The organism is Pseudomonas sp. PSB18 (genome assembly GCF_014596565.1).
Classification (GTDB): Bacteria; Pseudomonadota; Gammaproteobacteria; order Pseudomonadales; family Pseudomonadaceae; genus Aquipseudomonas.
Genome location: NZ_NOIN01000004.1, coordinates 582124 through 607581, shown reverse-complemented (window position 1 = coordinate 607581; position 25458 = coordinate 582124). Strand labels below are relative to the sequence as shown.

General features: G+C 61.8%; 22 protein-coding genes and 1 tRNA gene. 18 read left to right on the top strand and 5 right to left on the bottom strand.

Translation table 11 applies throughout. The annotated features are described in order from the left end of the window. The first annotated feature begins 1 nt into the window (after window position 1). Both pgaC and pgaD read left to right on the top strand, forming a co-directional pair. Window positions 2-1357, top strand: coding sequence for a poly-beta-1,6-N-acetyl-D-glucosamine synthase (gene pgaC / locus CGA22_RS13590; RefSeq protein ID WP_188258617.1), 1356 nt, complete (start codon window positions 2-4; stop codon window positions 1355-1357). After that, a complete protein-coding gene (gene pgaD / locus CGA22_RS13585; protein WP_041023296.1) occupies window positions 1354-1857 on the top strand; it encodes a poly-beta-1,6-N-acetyl-D-glucosamine biosynthesis protein PgaD in 504 nt (167 codons plus the stop codon). The genes pgaC and pgaD overlap by 4 nt, the downstream gene beginning before the upstream one ends. A 103-nt stretch (window positions 1858-1960) precedes the next feature. On the opposite strand, the gene CGA22_RS13580 is transcribed toward pgaD, so the two are convergent. Further along, window positions 1961-3496 carry an FAD-dependent oxidoreductase gene (locus CGA22_RS13580; protein WP_041023297.1) on the bottom strand — a complete coding sequence of 512 codons (1536 nt, stop codon included), beginning with the start codon at window positions 3494-3496 and terminating at the stop codon, window positions 1961-1963. A 138-nt stretch (window positions 3497-3634) separates the two neighbouring features. Between CGA22_RS13580 and CGA22_RS13575 the strand changes: the two genes are divergently transcribed. Continuing rightward, window positions 3635-4195, top strand: coding sequence for a YbhB/YbcL family Raf kinase inhibitor-like protein (locus tag CGA22_RS13575; protein WP_041023298.1), 561 nt, complete (start codon window positions 3635-3637; stop codon window positions 4193-4195). A gap of 80 nt (window positions 4196-4275) precedes the next feature. After that, window positions 4276-5589: an MFS transporter gene (locus CGA22_RS13570; protein ID WP_041023299.1), complete on the top strand. Its 1314-nt coding sequence runs from the start codon at window positions 4276-4278 to the stop codon at window positions 5587-5589. A gap of 39 nt (window positions 5590-5628) precedes the next feature. Here the strand turns inward: CGA22_RS13570 and CGA22_RS13565 are convergent, their stop codons facing one another. Then, window positions 5629-6507: a LysR family transcriptional regulator gene (locus CGA22_RS13565; RefSeq protein WP_041023300.1), complete on the bottom strand. Its 879-nt coding sequence runs from the start codon at window positions 6505-6507 to the stop codon at window positions 5629-5631. A 106-nt stretch (window positions 6508-6613) separates the two neighbouring features. Here CGA22_RS13565 and CGA22_RS13560 point away from each other — a divergent pair, with 106 nt between their 5' ends. The 5 genes from CGA22_RS13560 to CGA22_RS13540 all read left to right on the top strand — a co-directional run bounded on the left by CGA22_RS13560 (window position 6614) and on the right by CGA22_RS13540 (window position 11556). After that, window positions 6614-7615: a zinc-dependent alcohol dehydrogenase family protein gene (locus tag CGA22_RS13560; RefSeq protein WP_041023301.1), complete on the top strand. Its 1002-nt coding sequence runs from the start codon at window positions 6614-6616 to the stop codon at window positions 7613-7615. A gap of 188 nt (window positions 7616-7803) precedes the next feature. Beyond that, window positions 7804-8385, top strand: a complete 582-nt coding sequence (locus tag CGA22_RS13555; RefSeq protein WP_041023302.1) for a hypothetical protein — start codon at window positions 7804-7806, stop codon at window positions 8383-8385. Window positions 8386-8527: 142 nt separating this feature from the next. Further along, window positions 8528-10207 (top strand): vWA domain-containing protein, encoded by a 1680-nt coding sequence (locus CGA22_RS13550; protein WP_041023303.1) that lies wholly within the window; start codon window positions 8528-8530, stop codon window positions 10205-10207. 162 nt (window positions 10208-10369) lie between these two features. Continuing rightward, a complete protein-coding gene (locus CGA22_RS13545) occupies window positions 10370-10942 on the top strand; it encodes an RNA polymerase sigma factor (RefSeq protein ID WP_041023304.1) in 573 nt (190 codons plus the stop codon). Then, window positions 10939-11556 carry a hypothetical protein gene (locus CGA22_RS13540; protein WP_041023305.1) on the top strand — a complete coding sequence of 206 codons (618 nt, stop codon included), beginning with the start codon at window positions 10939-10941 and terminating at the stop codon, window positions 11554-11556. Before CGA22_RS13545 ends, CGA22_RS13540 begins: the two co-directional genes overlap by 4 nt. Window positions 11557-11617: 61 nt before the next feature. On the opposite strand, the gene CGA22_RS13535 is transcribed toward CGA22_RS13540, so the two are convergent. Next, window positions 11618-11694 (bottom strand) — tRNA-Arg (locus tag CGA22_RS13535). Window positions 11695-12043: 349 nt separating this feature from the next. On the opposite strand from CGA22_RS13535, the gene gabD reads away from it, so the two are divergent. The 3 genes from gabD (at window position 12044) to CGA22_RS13520 (ending at window position 16298) form a co-directional block, all read left to right on the top strand. Next, on the top strand, window positions 12044-13486 hold the full coding sequence (gabD, locus tag CGA22_RS13530; RefSeq protein WP_041023306.1) for an NADP-dependent succinate-semialdehyde dehydrogenase: 1443 nt from the start codon (window positions 12044-12046) through the stop codon (window positions 13484-13486). A gap of 176 nt (window positions 13487-13662) precedes the next feature. Next, window positions 13663-14940: a 4-aminobutyrate--2-oxoglutarate transaminase gene (gene gabT, locus CGA22_RS13525; protein ID WP_041023307.1), complete on the top strand. Its 1278-nt coding sequence runs from the start codon at window positions 13663-13665 to the stop codon at window positions 14938-14940. Between the two features lie 140 nt (window positions 14941-15080). Further along, complete coding sequence (locus CGA22_RS13520; protein ID WP_041023308.1) at window positions 15081-16298, top strand: HDOD domain-containing protein; 1218 nt, start codon at window positions 15081-15083, stop codon at window positions 16296-16298. A gap of 66 nt (window positions 16299-16364) precedes the next feature. On the opposite strand, the gene CGA22_RS13515 is transcribed toward CGA22_RS13520, so the two are convergent. After that, complete coding sequence (locus CGA22_RS13515; RefSeq protein ID WP_041023309.1) at window positions 16365-17354, bottom strand: GGDEF domain-containing protein; 990 nt, start codon at window positions 17352-17354, stop codon at window positions 16365-16367. A gap of 200 nt (window positions 17355-17554) precedes the next feature. After that, entirely contained in the window at window positions 17555-18739 is a 1185-nt protein-coding gene (gene desA / locus CGA22_RS13510; protein ID WP_041023310.1) for a delta-9 fatty acid desaturase DesA, read from the bottom strand. Window positions 18740-18885: 146 nt separating this feature from the next. Between desA and dibA the strand changes: the two genes are divergently transcribed. The 6 genes from dibA to CGA22_RS13480 all read left to right on the top strand — a co-directional run bounded on the left by dibA (window position 18886) and on the right by CGA22_RS13480 (window position 25264). Continuing rightward, the gene (gene dibA, locus CGA22_RS13505; protein ID WP_041023311.1) at window positions 18886-20793 is read left to right on the top strand and encodes a phosphodiesterase DibA; all 1908 of its coding nucleotides are present in this window, start codon (window positions 18886-18888) and stop codon (window positions 20791-20793) included. A 236-nt stretch (window positions 20794-21029) separates the two neighbouring features. Beyond that, the gene (gene oscA, locus CGA22_RS13500; protein ID WP_041023312.1) at window positions 21030-21212 is read left to right on the top strand and encodes a sulfur starvation response protein OscA; all 183 of its coding nucleotides are present in this window, start codon (window positions 21030-21032) and stop codon (window positions 21210-21212) included. A 168-nt stretch (window positions 21213-21380) separates the two neighbouring features. After that, window positions 21381-22394, top strand: coding sequence for a sulfate ABC transporter substrate-binding protein (locus tag CGA22_RS13495; protein WP_041023313.1), 1014 nt, complete (start codon window positions 21381-21383; stop codon window positions 22392-22394). A 176-nt stretch (window positions 22395-22570) separates the two neighbouring features. Further along, complete coding sequence (gene cysT / locus CGA22_RS13490) at window positions 22571-23389, top strand: sulfate ABC transporter permease subunit CysT (RefSeq protein ID WP_041023314.1); 819 nt, start codon at window positions 22571-22573, stop codon at window positions 23387-23389. A 12-nt stretch (window positions 23390-23401) separates the two neighbouring features. Further along, entirely contained in the window at window positions 23402-24271 is an 870-nt protein-coding gene (cysW, locus tag CGA22_RS13485) for a sulfate ABC transporter permease subunit CysW (RefSeq protein WP_041023315.1), read from the top strand. Window positions 24272-24274: 3 nt separating this feature from the next. Continuing rightward, window positions 24275-25264, top strand: a complete 990-nt coding sequence (locus CGA22_RS13480; protein ID WP_041023316.1) for a sulfate/molybdate ABC transporter ATP-binding protein — start codon at window positions 24275-24277, stop codon at window positions 25262-25264. Window positions 25265-25458 lie beyond the last annotated feature (194 nt).

Here is a 25458-nt window from a genome sequence, read left to right as displayed (position 1 = left end):
CATGCTCGACAGACTGCTCGCTCTGCTGGTGCTGGCGATCGTCCTTGGAGTGCCCCTGGGTCTGATCTTCCTGGTCACCGGGCAATTCCTGATGGACTTCGTGTTCTTCTACCCGCTGTTCATGTCCGGCCTGTGGATCGCCGGTGGCCTGTATTTCTGGTTGCACTGGGAGCGCCATTGGCCGTGGAAGGACGACACCTTGCCACCGGCCCTGGCCGGCGAGCCGCTGATCAGCATCCTGATCCCGTGTTTCAACGAAGGCGACAACGTTGCCGACACCATTCACGCGGCGCTGGGCCAGCACTACCCGAACATCGAAGTCATCGCCATCAATGACGGCTCCAAGGACAACACCGGCCAGGTCCTCGATCTGTTGGCGCTGGAAGATCCGCGCCTGCGGGTCCTGCACCTGGCGGAGAACCAGGGCAAGGCCGTGGCCCTGCGCATGGGCGCCATCGCGGCACGCAGCGAATACCTGGTGTGCATCGACGGCGATGCGCTGCTGGCGCCCAATACCTGCGCCTACCTGGTGGCGCCGATGCTGGAAAACGCCCGTCTTGGTGCAGTGACCGGCAACCCGCGTATCCGCACCCGCTCGACATTGGTGGGTAGGGTTCAGGTGGGCGAGTTTTCCTCGATCATCGGTCTGATCAAGCGCACTCAACGGGTCTTCGGGCGGATCTTTACCGTCTCCGGCGTGATCGTCGCCTTCCGTCGCACGGCCCTGCACCGGGTTGGTTACTGGAGCCCGGACATGATCACCGAAGACATCGACATCAGTTGGAAGCTGCAACTGGACCACTGGAGCATTTTCTACGAGCCCCGTGCGCTGTGCTGGATCCTTATGCCCGAAACCCTGCGCGGCCTGTGGCGGCAACGGCTGCGCTGGGCCCAGGGTGGTGCCGAGGTGCTGTTCAAGAATATCCGCGGCATCTGGCAATACCGTCATCGCTACCTGTGGCCGCTGCTGTTCGAATATTGCCTGTCCACGGGGTGGGCGTTCACGTTCCTGCTGTCGGTGGTGTTCTGGGGCGCGGGTAAATTCGTCGAGATGCCGGCGGCCATTGCGGTCGACCATCTCATGCCACCGGCTTTCACCGGACTGCTGCTGGCGGTGGTGTGCCTGGTCCAATTCGCAGTGAGCATCCTCATTGATCGCCGTTACGAAAAAGGCCTGTGGCACATCATGTTCTGGGTGGTCTGGTACCCGTTGGTGTTCTGGTTGATCAGCCTGTTTACCACCCTGGTGAGCTTTCCGAAGGTCTTGTTCGGGCAGCATCAGAAGCGTGCGCGCTGGGTCAGCCCGGATCGGGGTATCAAACCGTTTGGCGATGACGAAGAGGAAGTGATCCGATGAAAATTATCAGGACCCGGCAAAGGCCTTTTCTGGTGCTCATCGATGTGTTCTTCACGGTACTGGCGTGGGTTGGGCTGTTGTACCTGCTGGTCAACGGGCTCTGGCCGCTGTTCGACAGTCACGCCGGGCCGCGCTTCGGCGGAACGTGGCTGGACACCCTCGGAACGTTGCAGATCTATGGTTGGGTGGCGCTGGTCAACGCGGTCATCCTGATTGCCTGGGCGCGTTATCAGCAGCGCAAAAGCCGAAGTTTCGCCCAGCGTCGACTGCCGGCACCGGTCGTCGACGATCAGGGCTTGAGCGACAGTTTCAAACTGACCGACGAGCGCCTGGACACCCTGCGCCGGCCGGGCTCCAAAATCATCCACAACAACCAGGACGGTGACATCAGCCACGTGGTGCCGCACTTTCACGTGCTGAGCAAGGAACTGCAACCGCCACCCCTGGCGCCGTTGGAGCCGGCGCGGGTTATTCAGCTTCCGGCCGATCATTCGATGTAGACGCTGCCGACGCCTTCGCGAGCAGGCTCGCTCCCACATTAAGCTGCGTTGTCTACAAGCTTGATGTTCCTGTGGGAGCGAGCCTGCTCGCGAAGGCGATGGGTCAGGCGCTTGAAAAATCCCGGATCAACCGCCACGCCTCATCCACCGGCAGCGGTTGTTTCATGCGTTGGGCCAGCGCCGCCATGGCCCGGCCTTCGTCGCAGGCCACTGCCGCGGCAACGAGACCATCCTTGCCCAACAGGCCAATGAAGGGCGGATGCTCGGGAGTGCCCTTGAATTGCACCTCGTCCCATTGTTCGGCATGGCCCAGGTAGTCGTAGCGTTTGCCGAAGTGATAAGTCCAGAAAAACGGCACATCCAGATAATGCTCATCACCACCGAGCATATTCGCTGCCGCGATCCGGGCCTGTTGCTGGGCCAGGCGCCAGTGTTCGATTCGCCGAGGCTGGCCGCTGAGAGGAAACGTCGCGATGTCACCGACGGCCCATACGCCATCGGTCACGCGCATGCCGGCGTCGACGGTCAATGACTGGTCCTCTTCCCGTGGCAAATCGGCGAACGGATCGGTGGCCGGGTGCACGCCGATCCCGACAATCACAAGGTCTGCCGCAAAGCGCTGGCCATTGTCCAACACTACGGCCTCCACCTTGCCAGCACCTTCGATTCGCGCCGCTTCGCCATCGCTGTGATACACCACGCCGTTGGCTCGATGCCGGGCCAGGATGGCCTGGCCGACACTGTCGCCCAACTGCGCCGCGAACGGCACGGGATGCCGGGCCAGGACGGTGACGCTCAGCTTCCGTTTGCGCAGCGACGAGGCGACTTCCATGGCAATGAAACTGTCACCGATAATCACCGCCCGTTGCCCCGACCGGGCACTGTCGAGGATGTGTCTTGCGTGCTCCATCGAGCGCAGCACGAACACCTGTGGCAAATCGATGCCGGGCAGGTCCGGGGTCTTGGGCGTTCCGCCCGTGGCGATCAGCGCTGCGTCGTAACCCAGCGTCTGCCCGTCGGCCAGGCGAATCTGGCGGGAGGTGCTATCCAGCCCCATGACCTCGCCGTGAAGCCGCTCGATGCGTTGCTGGGTGAAGTAAGTTTCATCCCGCAGCGCAGGTGTCTCCTCGACGGTCATGTCACCGGCCAGGACGTATTTGCTCAGCACCGTGCGGTCATACCCGGCGTCGCTTTCGCGATCGATCATTTGGATCCGGCCGCCGAAGCCTTTATCGCGCAATGCCGTGGCGCATGCCGTGCCGGCGGCCCCGGCACCGATGATGACAAAGGTGCGTGGGTCATCGGCCGGCGGGATTTTCTCGGCGGGCAGCGGTTGGTCATCGACCCAGATGTCGCCGTCGCGGACCTCGACGTGATAGCGCTCCAGGCTGTCGAGGGCCGGTGGTTCGCACAGGGCGCCGTCTTCGGCCCGAAATGCCGCCTTGTGCCAGGGGCATATCAGCCTACCGTGACACACCGCACCCTTGGCCAGCGGCGCGCCGGCGTGCGGGCATTTGCCCTGGAAGGCGCGTACCTGATCGCCTGCGCGCAGTAACAGGAGGGTCGTTTCGTTGATCTTGACTTCGAGGCCGCGGTCTTCGCGTACATCCGCGAAGCGGGCGACTTGATGCAAGGACATGGTCGGTCTCCGGCAGGCGTTTCTCGTTGGAGTCGGCTGATTGGAGTGAGGTTCAGCATAATTGTCACTGCAACCCGGGCGAAGCTGGGGCTATAGTGCGCAGGCCGTCCATGGCCTGACCCGCATAAGGTGCCCGGTATGACCCGATTGACTTCCCTCACCCCCTGGCTGGCAGCCTTCGCCCTGGTGCTGTGCGCACAAGGGGCTGCCCAGGCCGAGGAGCGCTTCACCCTCAACATCCCCGGCGTGTCGGATGACCGTCTTTTCACCGCTGCGGCTGCCAGTGACGCCAACAATTGCGGGGGCAAGAACATTTCCCCTGCCTTGAGCTGGAATGCCGGCCCACCGGGCACCCTCAGCTACGCCATCGTCATGCTGGATCCGGATGGCCAAAGGGGCCAGGGCGTCGACCACTGGGTGCTTTACGGTATCAAGGCCAGCACGCGGCAAATACCGGCAGGGGCGGGCAGCAAGACCACGCTGGAAGGCATGAGCGGAATCAACAGCAAGAACACCCGCGGTTATATCGGTCCCTGCCCACCCCTCGGCGACAGTGCTCATCACTATCTGATCCAGCTTTTCGCCCTGGACCTGCCGCCGGATGCGTTGCCCGCGGGGCTGACCCGTGCCCAACTGATGGAAAAGATCAACGGCCACGTGTTGCGCAACAGCAGTGTCGTGCGGCGTTACCACCGCTGATCACCCGCCCTGTGAGCCTTTGTGGCGAGGGGTTTCGCATCGCCCCCGCCCTTTCTACAACCTGATATTCAAATCTGCCCATGACAGCCATCACCCATCCGCCAGGCGACCGGTTCAGCCGGTCCGACTACAAGACCCTGGGGCTTGCCGCCTTGGGCGGGGCGTTGGAGATCTACGATTTCATCATCTTCGTTTTCTTCGCCCTGACCCTCAGCCAGCTGTTCTTCCCACCGGAAATGCCCGACTGGCTGCGCTTGCTGCAAAGCTTCGGGATTTTCGCCACTGGCTATCTGGCGCGGCCACTGGGCGGCATCCTCATGGCGCACTTCGCGGATCGTCTGGGACGCAAGCGGGTATTCAGTCTGAGCATCCTGATGATGGCCTTGCCGTGCCTGCTCATCGGCGTGATGCCGACCTACGAGCAAATCGGCTATTTCGCACCGCTGCTGCTGTTGGCGCTGCGCATCCTGCAGGGCGCGGCGGTGGGCGGTGAGGTGCCGAGTGCCTGGGTGTTCGTGGCCGAACATGCCCCGCTTCACCATCGCGGCTACGCCCTGGGTTTTCTCCAGGCCGGCCTGACCTTCGGCTACTTGCTCGGCGCGCTGACCGCCACGGCGCTGGCCCGTATCTACACCCCGACAGAAATCCTCGATTACGCCTGGCGCATGCCCTTCCTGCTGGGCGGAGTCTTCGGGGTTATCGGCGTCTGGCTGCGCCGCTGGCTGAGCGAAACGCCGATCTTCATGGCCTTGCAAGCCAACCGCGAAGGCGCTGCAGAACTGCCGCTGCGCACGGTGTTGCGGGAACATCGACAGGCCTTGCTGCCCGCCGCCATCCTGACTTGCGTGCTGACCTCCGCGGTGGTGGTGTTCGTGGTCATTACCCCGACCGTGATGCAGAAAAGCTTCGGCATGACGCCCGGCCAGACCTTTGCCTTGAGCAGCCTGGGCATCGTCTTCCTGAACATCGGCTGTGTCCTGGCCGGCCTCATCGTCGATCGCATCGGCGCCTGGCGCACCGTCATGCTCTACAGCGTATTGCTGCCCCTGGGCATCTCCGTGCTCTACGCCAGCCTGATCAACGGCGGTGCCTGGCTGGGTCTGGCCTACGCCGTGGCCGGCCTGGGTTGCGGCGTGGTCGGCGCGGTGCCTTCGGTGATGGTCAACCTGTTCCCGCCAAAGATTCGCGTCTCCGGCATCTCGTTCACCTACAACATCGCCTATGCGCTGTGGGCCAGTGTCACGCCGCTGGTGCTGATCGCGCTGGTGCCGTGGAGCCCGTGGGTGTGCGTGGGGTATAGCGCGGTGATGGGGGCGGTGGGTGTCGCGGCGGCGCTGTTTTTTTCGCGACGCCCCATGAAGTCGGCGCAGCCTTCATTGGCGTGTGACGCCTAGTTCTGCTCAGGCGCCTCTGCTGATCCGGTAGCCCGGTCTTCAAAGGCGTTCGCGCAAGAAGTCTACAAAAGCCCGGGTGCGTGCCGAGCGGCGTCGGTCCTGGCTGAATACCGCGTGGATGGGCAATGCCGTCGGCTGGTAATCGGCAAGCACGCCGGTCACGGTACCCTGGCGAACGTCGGCGGCGAACAACCACTGTGGCGAAAGCGAAAGGCCTAACCCGCAAAGCACCATTTCCCGGATCGCTTCGCTGCTGTTGCTGGTGACATTGCCCTTGATCGTCACGTGATGTTGTTCGCCATGGCAGTCGAACTGCCAAACGTCATAGTGCTCCAGCAGGGTAAACCCCAGGCAGTTGTGACGGACAAGATCAGACGGTTCGAGTGGTGTGCCATGCCGTTGCAAGTAGGCGGGGGAGGCATACACCCGGCGCGTGCTCTCGCCGAGCTTCAGGGCTACCAACCCTTCGTTTTTGACCTTGCCGATACGAATGGCCACGTCAATATTTTCCTTCAGCACGTCCTCATGTTGATCGCTCAGCCTCAGGTCGATCCGAACCTGTGGATGACGCGCCAGGAAGTCACCCACGAGGGGTGCAATGCATAACCGTCCGAAACTCACCGGCGCCGCGACGCGCAGAGCGCCTGCGACCTGTTCCTGTCCGCTGGCGAAACTGAGTCGGGCAGTGTCCAGGCTGGCGAGGATTTCCTTGCTCTGGGCATAGAAGCGCTGACCTTGATCGGTCAACGCGAGATGGCGGGTGCTGCGGGCAAACAGTGCCCCACCCAGGTGTTTCTCCAGTCCGCGGATCTGCTTGCTCACCGCCGGTTGACCCAGGTTCAGTTCCCTGGCGACGGCCGAGAACGAGCCACGTTCCACCACCCGTACGAACACCTGCATTGCATCGAACAGATCCATTGGATTTGGCCTTTATGAGGAATAAATCTTATCCATTCTTGCTTACTTATCGGAATAGTCCGGCACTCGCAATATGAACCTACCCACTCATTGGAGGTTTACCATCATGAACAACACCATGTCCGCTGCCGTCGCCGAAGCTGCCCAGGCGCCACTGGTCGTCCGCCCTATTCCCCGGCCTGTTCCGGGCAAGGGACAAGTCTTGATCAAGGTTCACGCTGTGGGCATCAACCCGCTGGATACCAAGATCGCGGCAGGAGGCGGAGCCCATGCTCGTCAGCCACTGCCCGCTGTATTGGGGATTGACCTGGCCGGGACGGTCGTAGCGTTGGGGGAGGGTGTGAATGACTTTGTCCCCGGCGAGGAGGTATTCGGCATGGCGGGTGGTATCGGCGGCGCTCAAGGTGCCCTGGCCGAATACATTGCCGTCGATGCTCGCCTGATCGCCCCCAAGCCCGCCTCACTGAGCATGCGGGAAGCGGCGGCATTGCCGCTGGTCTTCATCACGGCCTGGGAAGGGTTGGTGGATCGCGCCAATGTCCGGGCCGGCCAGCAAGTGCTGATCCATGGTGGCGCGGGCGGTGTTGGTCAAATGGCTGTGCAGATTGCCAGGGCCCGGGACGCTGAGGTCTATGCCACCGGCTCGATCGGCAGCCTGGATTTCATCCGCGAACTGGGCGCGACGGCCATTGACTACCGATCCGAGGACACCGACAGCTATGTACGCCTGCACACCGATGGCGAGGGCTTCGACATCGTTTATGACACGGTCGGCGGCCAGACCCTGGACGCGTCGTTCAACGCCGTGAAGACCTACACTGGCCATGTCCTCAGTTGCCTGGGCTGGGGGCAACACAGCCTGGCGCCGTTGTCGTTTCGTGGCGCGAGTTATTCTGGCGTGTTTACCTTGATGCCCTTACTGACCGGCAAGGGACGCGAGCGCCATGGCCAGATCTTGCGGGAGGCGGCAGGGCTGGTTGAGGCGGGGAAATTGCGGATCAAGGTGGATCCGCGGCGGTTTGGCCTGGACGAGGTCAATGACGCGTTCGCGCAGGTGACCGATGGACGCGGGCAAGGGAAAACGGTGGTGGAAATCGGCGTCGAATGATCGGATCTCCCTGTTGCGAGTCAGGTGCCAACCCAAGCTCCGGTCCATAACGACCGGGGCTTTTGGCTTCTGGGGGAAGATCCTCATGGCAGCGCAGTCGCGTAAACAGCAAAACAGCTTGAGAAGCCTTCCAGACTCCGTAAAATCCGCCGCGCTTTACAATCAACTCTTCAGGGACGAATTCCGACATGCGCGCTCTTGCCACACTCCTGGCCCTCTGCCTCCTGGCGGGCTGTGCCTCCAAGCCCGACTACTACATTTCTCCCGCGCCGGTAGCGATCCCCAAGACCGCCACGTATTGGATCGACACCTTCAACGTTGAAGTCGTCGGCAAGAATGAGCGCTTCCTGCCTGACGAAACCGTGCGCGAGCAATTGAACGGCGACTTGGTCCTGCGCCTGCTCGATGCCAATCGCTATGCCTCCAGCCGGGAAACAGCGGACTATCTACTGGACGTGAACACCGTTTACGCGCGCCGCATCCAGGATACCCAGGGCGGCTTCATGAGCAAGATCGTCGCCGACGGTATGTACCTTGCCAGTGTCGACTTCAGCTATCAGGTCAAGGTGAAGAAGGCCGGCGCCGAGGTGTTGCACTTTGCCCAGGCACGTGAGGGGTTGATGCCTGGCGGCGCGGTAGGGCAAATGCAAAACATGAAGAGCATGCTGGGCGCGCTGACCAACAAGGGTAACTCCGATGTGGAGGGGTACTATACCGGTGTGTTGAGTCGCTTTATCGTCGATGACCTGCAAGCCATTCCGTCTCGCTAGCCGCGTCTTGCGCCTGGACATCCAGGATGACCAGGCGCTGCTGTCTCAGTGCCGCGAAAAAAATTTGCGGTCGTTAACCCGAATCGCAAATCCCCCTCGTCTGAGCTTGTGAACGGATCATCCACTCACGAGGTTCAGCCCCATGTCCCGTCCCCATTCATTTCTTCGTCCTGCAGCCCAGGGCTTCACCGTGACCTTATTGGTGGCGCTGGCGGGTTGTGGGTTGTCTTCGTCCCGAGAGACTGCCGTAACCGCCGAGCCCGCCGCTGCGGCCGCCAAGCCTGAACTGCAACGCGAGGTCGTCCCCGCGCCGTCTCAGGTCAAGCGCATGGCCGTGCCGGCACCGGTTGGTTCGCTACTGGTGGCAAACGATGCCGCCGTCGCGGATTACCGCAGCGAGCCGCGGGAGCAATATGAAAAACTGCCGGACAATCCCATCCACAGCGTTGCCGAAACTCCGGTGTCGACCTTCAGCGTGGATGTCGACACCGGCAGCTACGCCAATGTGCGACGTTTCCTCAATCAGGGCAGCCTGCCGCCTGAAGGGGCTGTGCGACTGGAGGAAATGGTTAACTACTTTCCCTACACCTACGCACTGCCTACCGATGGTTCACCCTTTGGCGTGACCACTGAACTGGCGCCATCGCCGTGGAACCCCCACACCCGTTTGCTGCGCATCGGCATTAAGGCTTCCGACCGTGCTGTGGCGGACCTGGCGCCGGCCAACCTGGTCTTCCTGGTAGACGTTTCCGGCTCCATGGACCGTCGCGAAGGCCTGCCGCTGGTCAAGAGCACACTGAAACTGCTGGTGGACCAGTTGCGCGATCAGGATCGGGTATCCCTGGTGGTCTATGCCGGTGAGTCGCGGGTGGTGCTCAAGCCCACTTCGGGTCGCGATAAAGCCCAGATCCGCAACGCCATCGATCAGCTTGACGCCGGAGGCTCCACCGCAGGCGCCTCGGGTATCGAACTGGCGTACCAGATGGCCCGGGAAAGCTTTATCGACAAAGGCATCAACCGCATCCTGCTGGCCACCGATGGCGACTTCAACGTCGGCGTCAGTGATTTCGACAGCCTCAAGCAGATGGCGGTGGACCAGCGTAAAAGTGGCGTGTCCCTGACGACCCTGGGTTTCGGTGTGGATAACTACAACGAACACCTGATGGAACAGCTGGCCGACGCCGGCGATGGCAACTACGCCTACATCGACAATCTGCTCGAAGCGCGCAAGGTGCTGGTGGACCAGCTCAGCTCGACCCTGGCGGTGGTGGCGCGGGATGTGAAGTTGCAGGTGGAGTTCAACCCCGCCCAGGTCAGCGAATATCGCCTGCTGGGTTATGAGAACCGCGCGTTGAAACGTGAGGACTTCAACAACGACAAGGTCGATGCTGGCGAAATCGGTGCCGGGCACACGGTGACGGCGCTGTATGAAATCGTGCCAAAAGGCGAGCAGGGCTGGCTGGAGCCGCTGCGCTATGCCAGCCCGCAGCCCAAGCAGGAAGGCAAGGCCGGTGAGCTGGCAATGTTGCGGGTACGCTACAAACCCGCTGAAGGCGGCAGTAGCCGACTGATCGAACATCCCATCGCCAGCGCGCAGGGCGAAGGCAAGGCCAGCGATGACCTGCGTTTCTCGGCGGCGGTGGCGGCCTTTGCGCAACAGCTCAAGGGCGAGGGGCGCTACACTGGGGCGATGAGTTTGAAGGACACCGCTCAGTTGGCCCGTTCTGCCCGGGGTGACGACCCGTTCGGGCTGCGTGCCGAGTTCGTGCAGATGGTCGAGCTGGCACAGAGCCTCAAGCCCGAGACCAAGCACGGCTCCTGAGTACCGCGAGGATCCCTGTGGGAGCGAGCCTGCTCGCGATGGCGGTGGACCAGTCGATGGAAAAGTTGGCTGACACATCGCCTTCGCGAGCAGGCTCGCTCCCACAGTGGATCGGTGCTGTTTGCAGAATCGCATTTCAACTGGAAGGAATCCGCCACCCAAATGCCCACCCCGATTGACTCCATCAGCGACGAAACGCTGCTGGCCCGCTACCGCGACGGTGATGGCGCCAGTTTTGAAAGCCTGTATGCGCGGCATCGGCAGGGGCTTTACCGTTTCCTCGTGTCCTTGAGTAACAGGGCCGAGCTGGCCGAGGAAATCTTTCAGGACACCTGGCTCAGCCTGATCCGCAGCAGCACCCAGCCACAAGGACGGGCGAGTTTTCGTACCTGGCTGTTCCAGATTGCCCGCAACCGTTTGATCGATCACTGGCGCCGGCACGGTGTTCACAATCCATTGCATGACAGCTATGACGAGCAGCTTCACGTCCAGACCGACGACGCCAATAGCCCGGAGCAACAGTTGAGCCTGAGCCGCGATCAGGGCCGTCTGGAGGCTGCGTTGCAAGCCTTGCCCGAAGATCAGCGAGAGGTCTTCCTGCTGCGCCTGCACGGCGACCTTGAGCTGCCGCAGATCGCCGCCCTGACCGGCGTCCCGCTGGAAACAGTAAAGAGCCGTTTGCGTTACGCCCAGCAGAAATTGCACCGCCTGCTGGCCGAGGAGGTACCCGCATGATTGATTCCCGACAGACCCCGGATCCCGCTGACGAAGCGCTGATCGAGCATTTCCGTCAACACGCCTGCGGCGAGCCACCCGCCTCCCTGGACGCCTTCATCCTGGCCACCGCCCGCCGCGAAGCGCCGGCGCCCAGGCCGAGCCTGTGGCAACGTTGGCTGAAGGCCTGCCAACGGCCGCGCTGGCAAATGGCGTTCGCCACCGTGGCGGGCCTGGCCCTGATGATTGGCCTGGTGCTGCGCTCGCCGGTCCCGAAGGACGAACTGGCTGCACCAGCATCCCTGGACTATTCCGCCGCCCGGCAGGAGCTTGCCGTTGCCCCCGAGCCGGCAGCCCCTGTTGCCCCTGCGCCGATGGCGCGTATGGCGGGGCCCCTGGGCGAACTGAGCCAGGCTCCGGAGCAGCCTGTGCAAATCCAGGCGGATGAGCCCATGGCGAAAAAGAGCAAACCCGTGCCCGCCGCCCCCTCTTCGCTGGAGCAAGGATTGCTGGAAATCCTGCGATTGCGCCAGGTGGGGGAGACCAAGGCGGCGGATGAGAAGCTGCTTGCGCTGCACAAGCGGTTTCCCAAGGAAGACTTGCCGGCGCGGCTGGAGGCGTTGCGCAAGCGTTGAGTGCGCCAACGCCCACAAAAAAGCCCCAAGTCTCGCGACTTGGGGCTTTTGATCATCTGTATGGTGCACCAGGCGGGATTCGAACCCACGACCCCTGCCTTCGGAGGGCAGTACTCTATCCAGCTGAGCTACTGGTGCAACGCGGCGCCATGATACTCATATGCATGCCGGGCGTCCATGCTGCTGATTTGCCGTTGTTTTCTCGGCTTTGGGCGGATGTTGGCTACGCTGATCAGAAAAAACGGGCAAATTTGTCTTTTTCGTTCTTTTTTTCGAACAGCCTATTGTCCTTCACCCCTATCGGCCCTAGGATTCGTTTGAGATTTCAAACGCTCTTGTCTGGGTGCTGAACCGCACGTCTATGCTTGTTGTGCGTTATTTCTGTGCTTCAGCCCAGTGAATGATTTCCCTGACGGCAGCCCATAAGGCGCCTTTCTACAACTCTAATTCGCTCCGCGTGCGCGCGGTGCTGTTAAGGAAAGCCGACATGCAGCTTAAAGACACCCAGTTGTTCCGCCAGCAAGCCTTCATCGATGGCGCTTGGGTCGATGCGGACAGTGGTCAGACGATCAAGGTCACCAACCCGGCCACGGGCGAAGTGTTGGGTACTGTGCCGAAAATGGGCGCTGCCGAAACCCGTCGTGCGATCGAAGCCGCCGACAAGGCGCTGCCGGCCTGGCGTGCGTTGACCGCCAAGGAGCGCGCCAACAAGCTGCGCCGCTGGTATGAATTGCTGATCGAGAACCAGGACGACCTCGGTCGCCTGATGACCCTGGAGCAGGGCAAGCCGCTGGCCGAAGCCAAGGGCGAGATCGTCTATGCCGCCTCGTTCATTGAGTGGTTCGCCGAAGAAGCCAAGCGCATCTACGGTGACGTGATTCCCGGCCACCAGCCCGACAAGCGCCTGATCGTGATCAAGCAGCCGATCGGCGTGACCGCCGCCATCACCCCGTGGAACTTCCCGGCCGCGATGATCACCCGCAAGGCCGGTCCAGCCCTGGCCGCCGGTTGCACCATGGTCATCAAGCCGGCCTCGCAAACCCCGTTCTCGGCCCTGGCCCTGGTGGAACTGGCGCATCGTGCCGGCATCCCGCAAGGCGTGCTGAGCGTGGTCACCGGCAGCGCCGGCGACATCGGCGGCGAGCTGACCAGCAACCCGATCGTGCGCAAGCTGTCCTTCACCGGTTCGACCGAGATCGGTCGCCAGTTGATGGCCGAATGCGCCAAGGACATCAAGAAAGTCTCCCTGGAACTGGGCGGCAACGCGCCGTTCATCGTGTTCGACGATGCGGACCTGGATAAGGCCGTCGAAGGCGCGATCATTTCCAAGTACCGCAACAACGGCCAGACCTGCGTCTGCGCCAACCGTCTGTACATCCAGGATTCGGTGTACGACGCGTTCGCGGAAAAACTCAAGGCTGCGGTCGCCAAGCTCAAGATCGGCAACGGTCTGGAAGACGGCACCACCACCGGTCCGCTGATCGACGAGAAAGCTGTCGCCAAGGTCCAGGAACACATTGCCGATGCCGTTGGCAAAGGCGCGACCGTACTGGCCGGTGGCAAACCGATGCAAGGCAACTTCTTCGAGCCGACCATCCTGACCAACGTGCCGAAAGATGCCGCCGTGGCCAAGGAAGAAACCTTCGGCCCGCTGGCGCCGCTGTTCCGCTTCAAAGACGAAGCCGAAGTGATTGCGATGTCCAACGACACCGAGTTCGGCCTGGCCTCGTACTTCTACGCCCGTGACCTGGGCCGTGTGTTCCGCGTGGCCGAAGCCCTGGAATACGGCATGGTCGGCGTCAACACCGGGTTGATCTCCAACGAAGTCGCGCCGTTCGGCGGTATCAAGGCTTCGGGCCTGGGCCGTGAAGGCTCCAAGTACGGCATCGAGGACTACCTGGAAATCAAATACCTCTGCCTGGGTATCTGATCCTGCTGCAAGCGCAAGGGGCACGAGAGCGCTGCCCCTTGCGCCGTTTCAAAACTGCACTTTTTTCTGCGGCCGGGAACGCCGTGGCAGTCGATCATCGCATGCTGCCGCCGTTGAATTCCCTCCGTGTAAATCCTTGAGCCACGCCGACCGATGAGCGGCGAATGAGGACTGTAATGAGCAAGACTAACGCTGATCTGATGGCCCGCCGTACCGCTGCCGTTCCACGTGGTGTCGGCCAGATTCACCCGATCTTCGCTGAATCGGCGAAGAACGCCACGGTAACCGACGTTGAAGGCCGTGAATTCATCGACTTCGCCGGCGGCATCGCCGTGCTGAACACCGGCCACGTGCACCCGAAAATCATCGCCGCCGTGACCGAGCAACTGAACAAGCTGACCCACACCTGCTTCCAGGTTCTGGCCTACGAGCCATACGTGGAACTGTGCGAAAAAATCAACGCCAAGGTGCCAGGCGACTTCGCCAAGAAAACCCTGCTGGTGACCACCGGTTCAGAAGCGGTGGAAAACGCCGTGAAAATCGCCCGTGCCGCCACCGGTCGTGCCGGAGTGATCGCCTTCACTGGCGCTTACCACGGTCGCACCATGATGACCCTGGGCCTGACCGGCAAGGTCGTGCCGTACTCGGCCGGCATGGGCCTGATGCCAGGCGGTATCTTCCGTGCGCTGTACCCGAACGAATTGCACGGCGTGAGCATCGACGATTCCATCGCCAGCATCGAGCGCATCTTCAAGAACGACGCCGAGCCGCGTGACATCGCTGCAATCATCATCGAGCCGGTGCAGGGCGAGGGTGGTTTCTATGTAGCGCCGAAAGAGTTCATGAAGCGCCTGCGCGCCCTGTGCGACCAGCACGGCATTCTGCTGATCGCCGACGAAGTGCAGACTGGTGCAGGTCGTACCGGTACTTTCTTCGCCATGGAGCAGATGGGCGTCGCTGCCGACCTGACCACCTTCGCCAAATCCATCGCTGGCGGCTTCCCGCTGGCCGGTGTCTGCGGCAAGGCCGAGTACATGGATGCCATCGCCCCGGGTGGCCTGGGTGGCACCTATGCGGGTAGCCCGATCGCTTGCGCGGCGGCGCTGGCGGTGATGGAAGTGTTCGAAGAAGAACACCTGCTGGATCGCTGCAAGGCCGTGGGCGAGCGCCTGGTCAGCGGCCTCAAGGCCATCCAGAGCAAGTACCCGGTGATCGGTGAAGTCCGTGCCCTGGGCGCGATGATTGCCGTTGAGCTGTTCGAGAACGGTGATTCCCATAAGCCGAACGCCGCCGCCGTGGCCCAGGTCGTGGCCAAGGCGCGGGACAAGGGTTTGATCCTGTTGTCCTGCGGCACTTATGGCAACGTCCTGCGCGTACTGGTGCCGTTGACCTCGCCAGACGAACAACTGGACAAGGGCCTGGCAATCATCGAAGAGTGCTTCTCCGAGCTCTGACGCTGCGAGCTGTGCGTTGATCCACAAAAAACCCGCTTTTAGCGGGTTTTTTCATGTTCGGGCACCTATCCTGAGGGTTCGAGCTGTCTGGAACGGCAGCCATTGGCTAAGGTGCAGGTATTGCAAGGGAGCGATGCCGCATGACTGCTGTGGATTTACCCGCTGTACCCCGCGTGTTGATCGCAGAGGCCGACCCGGCGTCCCGCGAGCTGCTGGAGCAGGTGTTATCGGACTTGCGCTGCGATGCGCGGGTGGACACGTGCAGCGAGGGCAGACAGGCGCTGGAAATGCTGGCGCATAATCCTTACGACCTGGTGATCGCCGATTGGGAACTGCCGGGTGTCGATGGCTTGAGTATCCTGCGTGGCCTTCGTCATCAGCACCGCACGCCGCCGTTGCCATTCATCCTGATGAGTCGGCGCAATGACGGTGCCAGCGTCCGTGAGGTGTTGCCGCTGGCCCCGGCCGCTTATCTGACCAAACCCTTGAACCGGGAAAGCCTGACCCAGCGTCTGCAAGGCTTGCTGTTGAGTGGCAGCGAAGACGTCATCAGCGATGCGCCGGCTCCTAGGCCCGCGTTGACCCTGGCCGCGTTTCTTGAGCGTCGGCGCGAGCTGTCCGAAGGCGCGCCGCTGATGACCGATGTGCAATTAGCGGTCAAACGCAGCCTCAACCCCAGCGGCCTGGACCTGAAGTTGCTGGAAGAAGAAATCCGCACCGACCCACAGATCACCGCCGTGCTAATCGCTGCGGCCAACAGCGCAGCCCAGCATCAGGGCGGCGGTCCGGTGCAGACCGTGGCCCAGGCGCTGCACCAGCTCGGTACCGGGCAGAGCATGAACCTGATCCTCGGGTTGACCCTCAAGCGCTGTGCCCGGCTCAATGATCCCTGCCTGGCAGACTATGCCGAGCGTTATTGGCTATTGTCGCTGCACACCGCCGAATACGCCCGGACGATGGCCCGTTTGCTGGATCTGGAGCAAGAGCGCTGTTATTGCGCCGGGCTGCTGCATCGCCTGGGTGAGCTGGCAGTGTTGCGCTGTCTGGAAGAATGGAAGCAGCTCGATGGCGAACTGGATGAGCTGGAGGAAGTGGGGAACGTCCTGGAGCAGTTCGGCGCGGGTTTCGGCTCGGCGTTGCGTACCCGCTGGCGCTTGCCGCTGGAACTGCGGGAGTTGATTGCGGCGGCCTACAGCCTCGGCGGCGGGGTCTACTCCCGCGAAGCCCTGGTGATGAACATGGCGGCCCAAATGGCCCACCTGTCCGAACATGAAGGTCTCGAAGAGCTGGCCCGGGGGCGCACGGCGCGTTTGCTGAAGATCGGTTTGCCGGAACTGATGCGTCTGCGCAGGAAGTAAGGCCGTCGATTCAACCCTGTGGGAGCGAGCAGGCTCGCTCCCACAGGGCCTTGTGCAGGACGTCGGTCAGCCGACGATGATCCGATTCTTGCCCTGGCGCTTGGCCTCATACATGGCGGCGTCAGCGCGGGAGAACAAGCTGTCGAGGGTCTGGTCCTCGTCGGTGATGCTGGTCAGGCCCTGGCTGACGGTGATACCGAAACCCTGCTCCCCACTGCGGAAGGTCAGGCGCTGGATTTCCCGTTGCAGGCGCTCGGCCACTTGCATGGCCATGTCCGGGGCACAGCCGGGGAATACGGCGGCGAACTCTTCGCCGCCGATCCGTCCGAACAGGTCGCCGCTCCGGAGCACGGTCCGCCCGCTCTCGGCGACTTTCTGCAGCACGCTGTCGCCTTCCTGATGACCGTAGGTGTCGTTGATCACCTTGAAATCATCGATGTCCAGCAGCAGGAACGCCATGGGCGTTCCTTGCAGTCGAGCCTGCTCGAATTCGCGGTGGGCGCATTCGAAGAAATGGCGGCGATTGCTGCTCTGGGTCAGCACGTCGGTGGTCGCCAGTCGCTGCAGTTCGCTTTCCAGCAGCTTCTTTTCGGTGATGTCTTCGGCGATGCCCACCACGATCACCGGCTGCCCCGATTCGGCCTGGCGGTTGATGAAGCATTTGTCGCTTAGCCAGCGGATCTGGCCATCGGCGGCGATGATGCGGTACTCGCGATCCTCCACGGCTCCTTTGACCAGCACTTCGGCCAGGCTGCGCTCGGCATAATCCAGGTCGTCGGGGTAGATCGCGTCACGCCATTCGTTGAAGTCAGCCAGTACCAGGCCGACGGGCCGGCCGAAGATCCGTTCGTAGGCGGGGCTCACATAGAGCAGTTGCCGGGTTTCCCAGTTGAATGCCCAGAGCACCGCATTGACGCTGACCAGCAATGAGCTGAAGAGTTGTTCCCGTTCGCTCAGGCGCGCCACTTCGCCCTGGGCGTGCATCAGCGCCATGAGCGTCTGGGCCGCCTCGGGCCAATGAGGTTGGGTTGAATCCTGCAGGTTCTTGTCGACCATTGGCACAAATCTCAAAGAGCGTGCACTGTTGAAGGTTCGCACGCGCTTGCTCCAAAGCCCGCCTGGATGGCGAAGTGCTCTTGAGATAGGGGATTCGGAGCGAAGTTCCTTTTCAGGCGACGAAGGGGCGGGGTTTCAGTTGCCAGATCTGTGGGGTCGTGCAGGAAAGAAAAACCCCGCCGGGTGGCGGGGTTTGGTTATCAAGCCGTAGCAGGCCGCAACGAGTAGGTCTTGAGCTGGTCGGCAAAGTCTCGCAAGGACTGGATGCCGCTGATCTCGGCGTCGTGGACCCATTCCTTGATGGCCGCCAGCATGTCGTGGCCGTTGCTGCTGGTCTTGGCCCAGATCTGCTGCAGGGCCAGGCGTTTTTCGTAGATCACCTTCAATGCCTGGCTGTGCTCCAGCATGTTCTGGATGCGCAGATGGTGACGGTCGTCCAACAGGCTGGTTTCCCGCGACAGCAGGCGTTTGGCCCGGTGGAACTGGTGGCGCACCGAATGATCGACCTTTTCCAGTTCCTGTTTGACCAGCGGAGCGATCACCAGCCTGCGGTACTGGGCCATGATCTGGAACCGGTTGTTGAGAATCGCGATGGCGGTGTCCATGTCCAGATGGCCCTTGCCTTCGATCCGATGGGCAATCGGCGCGACCCGCTGGACCTTGGCCAGGCGCAGGAAGCGGAACACCTGGATCCAGGCCCAGCCCAGGTCGAATTCCCACTTGCGTACCGACAGCTTGGCCGAGTTGGGGTAGGTGTGGTGATTGTTGTGCAGCTCTTCGCCACCGATCAGGATGCCCCAGGGCACCAGGTTGGTCGCCGCATCGCGGCATTCGAAGTTGCGATAGCCCACGGCATGGCCCAGGCCGTTGACCACGCCGGCCGCCCAGACCGGAATCCACATCATCTGGATGGCCCAGATGGTGATGCCGATGGTGCCGAACAGCAGCAGGTCGATTACGCCCATGATCGCCACGCCCAGGAGCGGGTAGCGGCTATAGAGATTGCGCTCGATCCAGTCTTCGGGGCAGTTCTTGCCGTAGATGCGCAGGGTTTCCGGGTTTTCCGCTTCGGCGCGGTACAGCTCGGCGCCTTTGCGCAGTACGGTGGACAGGCCTTTGACGACCGGGCTGTGGGGATCGTCGACGGTTTCGCACTTGGCGTGGTGCTTGCGGTGGATAGCGGTCCACTCGCGGGTGTTCTGCCCTGTGGTCAGCCACAGCCAGAAGCGGAAGAAATGTTTTAGGCCGGCGTTGAGCTCCAGGGAGCGGTGAGCCGAGTAACGGTGCAGATAGACCGTGACACTGATGATCGTGACATGGGTCATCAGCAGGGTGACCGCCACCAGTGACCAGGCTGACAAGCCAAGAAAACCTTCGTACCACATAGGCTGTAGGGCCCTCGATAAAGATAGAAACAGCCGTTGCATTATCACCAGCCCTACAGATAAAACCAGTCGGCCTTTCAGATAAGAGTGGCAGGATGTTTCTTCCTCTATAATCCCGGCCAATTTATAGGGACATGGACGACCGAATGACTGCTCACCGCCGCATGGCCATGCGTGAAGCGCTGTTTTACCTCGTGCTGTCAGTTGCCTGGCTACAGCTGGTTGGTTATTTATCAAGCAATTTCTTCGATCAATCCAGCGTCCGGCATACCTGGCAACTGATCAACGGTTATGCCTGGATTCTGATCAGTGCCGGGTTGATCTTCCTCGCGCGGGCGCGGCTGTCCCGGTCGGTCGGCGAAGGCGGGCACACGGCTGATCACGAACGTCTGCGCCAGGCCGCCGCTGTCTTCGATTGCACCCGCGAAGGCGTGCTGGTGACGGATCGCAACGGGCTGATCGTGCACGTGAACCGAGCCTTCATGGCGATCACCGGTTATGACCGGGACGAGGTGTTGGGTCGGCGTCCCAACCTGTTCAAGTCCGGTCGCCACGGGCCGGATTTCTACCGCGACATGTTTGCCTCCCTGGGCGGTCGGGGCGAATGGAGCGGTGAAATCTGGAATCGGCGCAAAAGCGGTGAAATCTTCCCGCAATGGCAGACGATTCGGGCGCTCGTCGACGATGAGGGTCAGGTAAGCCAGTACGTTGCAGTGTTCTCCGACATCAGTGCGATCAAGGATTCGCAACACGAACTGGCGCATCTGGCCCATCACGATCCGTTGACCGGCCTGCCCAACCGCATGCTGTTTTCCGATCGCGCGGAACAGGCCCTGGCCTCGGCGCAACTGCACAAGCGCGGTTGCGCCCTGCTGCTGGTGGACCTGGACCACTTCAAGAACATCAATGACAGCCTCGGACACGCGGTTGGCGACGAGTTGCTCAAAGGCGTGGCCGAGCGGTTCCAGGCTCTCTTCGTGCCGGGGGTGACCCTGGCTCGCCTGGGCGGCGATGAATTTGCCCTGCTGGTGGAAAACTGCTCGCAGCCGGGGCAGGCAGCGGTCCTGGCCCAACGTATTCTCGACACGTTGAAAGAGCCGTTGCGGCTCGATAGTCATGCCTTGTTCATCAACGCCAGCATCGGCATCAGCCTGTTTCCCGGCGATGCCCTCAGCGCCGGGCAATTGTTGCGCAACGCCGACTCGGCACTGTTCAAGGCCAAGAGCGCCGGGCGTGACGGCTATGCCTTGTACACCGAAGAGCTGACCGCCCATGCCCAACAACAGGTCGAGATTGCCTTCGAACTGCGTCGTGCCCTCGCCCGGCAGGAGTTGCGAGTCCACTACCAGCCGGTGCACGACCTGGCGTCCAGTCGCCTGATCGGGGTCGAAGCGCTGGTACGCTGGGAACATCCTGTGCGTGGTTTGATCTCGCCGGCCGAATTCATCCCCGTCGCCGAGCGCACCGGGCTGATCGCCCAGATCGATGGCTGGGTCATGGCCCAGGCCTGCCGACAGATGTGCGAGTGGCAGCAGGCCGGGCTTGGGTTGACGTTCGTCGCGGTGAACGTTTCCAGCCGCTTGTTCGCCCATCGCGAGTTGTACGAGCAGGTCGCCCGGGTGCTGCATGAAACCGGTCTGGATCCGGCGTTCCTGGAGTTGGAGGTGACCGAAAGCGCGGTGATGGAAGACCCGGAGGTGGCACTGGAGCAGATGCATCGTTTGCGGGAGTTGGGCGTGCGGTTGGCGATTGACGACTTCGGCACCGGCTATTCCTCGTTGCTGCGGCTCAAACGCTTGCCGGTGCAAAAGCTCAAGATCGACCAGGGTTTTGTCGCCGGGTTGCCGTGGGACGAGGACGACGCGGCGATCGTCCGGGTGATCATCGCCCTGGCTCGCAGCATGGGTATGCAGATACACGCTGAAGGCATCGAACAGCGCGAGCAGGCGGGGTTCCTGCTGGAGCAGGGCTGTGGGCTCGGACAGGGTTATTGGTTCGGACGGCCGATGCCGGCGCAGCAGTTGGATTGGGCGCGGGCCCCGGCGATTACCTGACAACAAAAAAACCTGTGGGAGCGAGCCTGCTCGCGATGCGGCCTGCCAGAGACAAAAATGTTGACTGTCCCACCGCTATCGCGAGCAGGCTCGCTCCCACAGGGTTTGTCGGTGGTGTTTTTAGTTATATAAAAATTCTTAAATAGTCTTTTTAAGAATATCCAGGCTTATCTAGTATTGCTCCACGCCCCAGGCAGTGCCGACCACTGCCGGGCACTCATTCAAGGAGCAGCAGCATGAGCGCATCCCTACGTAGCGTTGACGGCCAGGACGAAGCAAGCATCTTGCGCGAGATCCAGAGCGCATTGCGCGATCTGCGTTTTGGCGCGGTGGAAATCACTGTGCACAACGCCCAGGTGGTACAGATCGAACGTAAGGAAAAATTCCGTCTGCAGCAGCCGAGCCATAAGCCGGGCTGAAACATTGTGGCTGTGGGAGCAAAGCTTGCTCGCGAAGCAGGCGCCTCGATTTCTGATGGACCGCATCGCTTTCGTCGCGAGCAAGCTTTGCTCCCACAGCGTTTCGATTTTTTCAGGCCTCACGATTTTAAAGCCATAAGAAAAACCAGAATTCCAGGAGCTTTCACCATGTCGTCGATTCGCCGTTATGCCTTGGCCGCCCTGGCCAGCGCTGTTTTCGCAGGTTCCGCCGTCGCGAAGGATTATGAACTGCTCAACGTCTCCTATGACCCGACCCGCGAGCTGTACCAGGATTACAACGCTGAATTCGTCAGTTTCTGGAAACAGGCGCATCCGGACGACAGCGTGAAGATCCAACAATCCCACGGTGGTTCGGGCAAGCAAGGCCGGGCGGTGATCGATGGGCTGCGCGCCGACGTCGTGACCCTGGCCCTGGCCGGCGACATCGATGAAATCGCCAAACTGGGCAAAACCCTGCCGGTGGACTGGCAGCAACGCCTGCCGGACGCCAGCACACCTTATACCTCCACCATCGTGTTCCTGGTGCGCAAGGGCAACCCCAAGGGCATCAAGGACTGGGGCGACCTGATCAAAAATGACGTCTCGGTCATCACCCCGAACCCGAAGACCTCTGGCGGTGCGCGCTGGAACTTCCTCGCGGCCTGGGCCTACGGCCTCAAGGCCAATGGGGGGGACGAGGCCAAGGCCAAGGAGTATGTGCAAGCGCTGTTCAAGCACGTGCCGATCCTCGACACCGGCGCCCGTGGTTCGACCATTACTTTCGTCAACAACGGTCAGGGTGATGTATTGCTGGCCTGGGAAAACGAAGCCTTCCTGGCGCTGAAAGAGGAAGGTGGAGCCGACAAATTCGATATCGTCGTCCCGTCGTTGTCGATCCTCGCTGAACCGCCGGTGGCGGTGGTGGACAAGAACGCCGAGAAGAAAGGCAACCTGGAGATCGCCGAGGCTTATCTCAAACATCTGTACAGCCCGGCCGGACAGGAAATCGCCGCGAAGAACTTCTATCGTCCGCGGGACAAGGACGTGGCCGCCAAGTACGCCCGGCAGTTCCCGAAACTGGAGCTGGTGACCATCGAGAAGGACTTCGGCGGCTGGAAAACCGCCCAGCCGAAATTCTTCAACGATGGCGGTGTGTTCGACCAGATCTATCAGGCGCAGTAAGCTGGGCTGATCTGAAAAACCGAACATTGAATCTGTGGCAAGGGGATTTTGTGGGAGCACGGCTTGCCCGCGATGAAGGCGATGCGGTCCTTTAGAAACCGAGTCGCCTCCATCGCGGGCAAGCCTTGCTCCCACCCGGTTTTGCTCCCACAGCGTGTTTTCAACCAAGGACTTTTATGTCGCGTCGCATCTCCCCCGTCATACCCGGCTTCGGGCTGACGCTGGGCTACACCCTGGTGTACCTCAGTCTGATTGTGCTCATACCGCTGGCGGCGATGTTCGTGCATGCCGCCCAGCTCACCTGGGAGCAGTTCTGGACGATCATTTCGGCGCCGCGGGTGCTGGCTGCCTTGAAGCTCAGTTTCGGTACCGCGCTGTGCGCCGCGATCATCAACGGCGTGATCGGTACGCTGCTGGCCTGGGTGCTGGTGCGGTATACCTTCCCTGGTCGCAAGATCATCGACGCGATGATCGACCTGCCGTTCGCCCTGCCCACCGCCGTGGCCGGTATCGCCTTGACGGCGTTGTATGCACCAACCGGGCTGGTGGGCCAGTTCGCCACCGACCTGGGGTTCAAGATCGCCTATACCCCACTGGGTATCACCCTGGCGCTGACCTTCGTGACGCTGCCGTTCGTGGTGCGCACGGTGCAGCCGGTGCTGGCGGATATCCCCCGTGAGGTCGAAGAGGCCGCCGCCTGCCTCGGCGCCAAGCCGTGGCAGGTGTTCCGCCATATCCTGATGCCGGCGTTGTTGCCGGCCTGGCTGACCGGTTTCGCCCTGGCGTTTGCCCGAGGCGTGGGCGAGTACGGTTCGGTGATTTTCATCGCCGGCAACATGCCGATGAAAACCGAGATCCTGCCGCTATTGATCATGGTCAAGCTCGACCAATACGACTACACCGGCGCCACCTCCATCGGCGTGCTGATGCTGGTGGTTTCCTTCGTCCTATTGCTGCTGATCAACTTGCTGCAGCGGCGCATCGAAACCCCATAAGGAGGCGCGAACATGTCCCAATCGTCTATTTCCGCAGCCTCCACCAACGCCGCCCGTCGCGGCAGCGCGAGGTCGCGGCTGATCCTGATCGGCTTTGGCTGGTTGTTCTTTGCGCTGTTCCTGCTGTTGCCGCTGTTCATCGTGGTGTCCCAGGGCCTGAAGCTCGGCCTGGGGGCGTTCTTTACCGCGATCTTCGAACCCGACGCGCTGTCGGCCCTGAAGCTCACGGTGATCGCGGTGCTGATTTCGGTGCCGCTGAACCTGGTGTTCGGGGTCAGCGCCGCGTGGTGCGTAAGCAAGTATTCGTTCCGTGGCAAGAGCATGCTGGTGACCCTGATCGACCTGCCGTTCTCGGTCTCGCCGGTGATCGCGGGCCTGGTCTACGTGCTGATGTTCGGTGCCCAGGGCCTGTTCGGGCCGTGGCTGGCGGACCACGATATCCAGATCGTGTTTGCGCTGCCGGGCATCGTGCTGGCGACGATTTTCGTCACGGTGCCGTTCGTGGCCCGTGAGCTGATCCCGCTGATGCAGGAACAGGGAACCCAGGAAGAAGAAGCCGCGCGCCTGCTGGGGGCCAATGGCTGGCAGATGTTCTGGCACGTCACCGTGCCGAACATCAAGTGGGGGCTGATCTATGGCGTGGTGCTGTGTACCGCCCGGGCCATGGGCGAGTTCGGCGCGGTGTCGGTGGTGTCCGGCCACATTCGTGGGGTGACCAACACTCTGCCGCTGCACGTCGAGATCCTCTACAACGAATACAACCACGTGGCCGCGTTCGCCGTGGCGAGCCTGTTGCTGATCCTGGCGCTCTTCATCCTGCTGCTCAAGCAGTGGAGCGAAAACCGAATCAACCGCCTGCGCGCCAGCGCCGCGGAGGAATAAGTCATGTCGATCGAAGTCCGTAATGTCAGCAAGAATTTCAACGCCTTCAGAGCCCTGGACGACATCAGCCTGGACATCCAGAGCGGTGAGCTGGTGGCGCTGCTCGGTCCGTCGGGTTGCGGCAAGACCACCTTGCTGCGAATCATCGCCGGCCTGGAAACCCCGGATCGGGGCAGCATCGTGTTCCACGGCGAGGATGTGTCCGGCCACGACGTGCGCGATCGCAACGTCGGCTTCGTGTTCCAGCACTACGCCTTGTTCCGCCACATGACTGTGTTCGACAACGTCGCCTTCGGCCTGCGCATGAAACCCAAGGGCCAGCGCCCGAGCGAGAGCCAGATCGCGACCAAGGTTCACGAGTTGCTGAACATGGTGCAACTGGACTGGCTTGCCGACCGTTACCCCGAGCAACTCTCCGGCGGCCAGCGCCAGCGTATCGCCCTGGCCCGCGCCCTGGCGGTAGAACCCAAGGTGTTGCTGCTGGACGAACCGTTCGGCGCCCTCGACGCCAAGGTCCGCAAGGAATTGCGCCGCTGGCTGGCGCGGCTGCACGAGGACATCAACCTGACCTCGGTGTTCGTGACCCACGACCAGGAAGAAGCGATGGAAGTCGCCGACCGCATCGTGGTGATGAACAAGGGCGTGATCGAGCAGATCGGCTCGCCGGGCGATGTGTATGAAAACCCGGCCAGTGATTTCGTGTATCACTTCCTGGGCGACTCGAACCGCCTGCACCTGGGTGAAGATCGGCACGTGCTGTTCCGTCCCCATGAAGTCTCGCTGTCGCGTTCGGAGCTGGAGGACCACCATGCCGCCGAGGTGCGCGACATCCGTCCGCTGGGCGCCACGACCCGGGTGACCTTGAAGGTGGAAGGCCAGAGTGAACTGATCGAGGCCGAAGTGGTGAAGGACCACGACAGCCTTGTGGGACTGGCGAAGGGCGAGACGTTGTTCTTCAAGCCGAAGGTCTGGCAGAAGGTCGCCAGCCTCTAGGATCAAAAGCATCGCGAGCAGGCTCGCTCCCACAGGGATCGTGGTCTCCCTGAAGTCCTTGTGGGAGCGAGCCTGCTCGCGATGGCGTCCTCCATGACGGCGCTCTTTAATCCGAATAACGCCGTCCGGCTTTGCTTCGATTGGTTCTACGTCCGCCGCTCTTCTTGCATAAAACCCTACCTAGACTCTGACGT

Coding starts and splice junctions, on each gene's coding strand:
- CGA22_RS13560 (WP_041023301.1), top strand. CDS start 6,614: ATGAACAACACCATGTCCGCTGCCGTCGCCGAAGCTGCCCAGGCGCCA.
- dibA (WP_041023311.1), top strand. CDS start 18,886: ATGACTGCTCACCGCCGCATGGCCATGCGTGAAGCGCTGTTTTACCTC.
- cysW (WP_041023315.1), top strand. CDS start 23,402: ATGTCCCAATCGTCTATTTCCGCAGCCTCCACCAACGCCGCCCGTCGC.
- CGA22_RS13555 (WP_041023302.1), top strand. CDS start 7,804: ATGCGCGCTCTTGCCACACTCCTGGCCCTCTGCCTCCTGGCGGGCTGT.
- desA (WP_041023310.1), bottom strand. CDS start 18,739: ATGTGGTACGAAGGTTTTCTTGGCTTGTCAGCCTGGTCACTGGTGGCG.
- CGA22_RS13580 (WP_041023297.1), bottom strand. CDS start 3,496: ATGTCCTTGCATCAAGTCGCCCGCTTCGCGGATGTACGCGAAGACCGC.
- CGA22_RS13540 (WP_041023305.1), top strand. CDS start 10,939: ATGATTGATTCCCGACAGACCCCGGATCCCGCTGACGAAGCGCTGATC.
- CGA22_RS13575 (WP_041023298.1), top strand. CDS start 3,635: ATGACCCGATTGACTTCCCTCACCCCCTGGCTGGCAGCCTTCGCCCTG.
- CGA22_RS13545 (WP_041023304.1), top strand. CDS start 10,370: ATGCCCACCCCGATTGACTCCATCAGCGACGAAACGCTGCTGGCCCGC.
- CGA22_RS13515 (WP_041023309.1), bottom strand. CDS start 17,354: ATGGTCGACAAGAACCTGCAGGATTCAACCCAACCTCATTGGCCCGAG.
- gabD (WP_041023306.1), top strand. CDS start 12,044: ATGCAGCTTAAAGACACCCAGTTGTTCCGCCAGCAAGCCTTCATCGAT.
- oscA (WP_041023312.1), top strand. CDS start 21,030: ATGAGCGCATCCCTACGTAGCGTTGACGGCCAGGACGAAGCAAGCATC.
- gabT (WP_041023307.1), top strand. CDS start 13,663: ATGAGCAAGACTAACGCTGATCTGATGGCCCGCCGTACCGCTGCCGTT.
- pgaD (WP_041023296.1), top strand. CDS start 1,354: ATGAAAATTATCAGGACCCGGCAAAGGCCTTTTCTGGTGCTCATCGAT.
- CGA22_RS13565 (WP_041023300.1), bottom strand. CDS start 6,507: ATGGATCTGTTCGATGCAATGCAGGTGTTCGTACGGGTGGTGGAACGT.
- CGA22_RS13480 (WP_041023316.1), top strand. CDS start 24,275: ATGTCGATCGAAGTCCGTAATGTCAGCAAGAATTTCAACGCCTTCAGA.
- CGA22_RS13520 (WP_041023308.1), top strand. CDS start 15,081: ATGACTGCTGTGGATTTACCCGCTGTACCCCGCGTGTTGATCGCAGAG.
- pgaC (WP_188258617.1), top strand. CDS start 2: ATGCTCGACAGACTGCTCGCTCTGCTGGTGCTGGCGATCGTCCTTGGA.
- CGA22_RS13495 (WP_041023313.1), top strand. CDS start 21,381: ATGTCGTCGATTCGCCGTTATGCCTTGGCCGCCCTGGCCAGCGCTGTT.
- CGA22_RS13550 (WP_041023303.1), top strand. CDS start 8,528: ATGTCCCGTCCCCATTCATTTCTTCGTCCTGCAGCCCAGGGCTTCACC.
- CGA22_RS13570 (WP_041023299.1), top strand. CDS start 4,276: ATGACAGCCATCACCCATCCGCCAGGCGACCGGTTCAGCCGGTCCGAC.
- cysT (WP_041023314.1), top strand. CDS start 22,571: ATGTCGCGTCGCATCTCCCCCGTCATACCCGGCTTCGGGCTGACGCTG.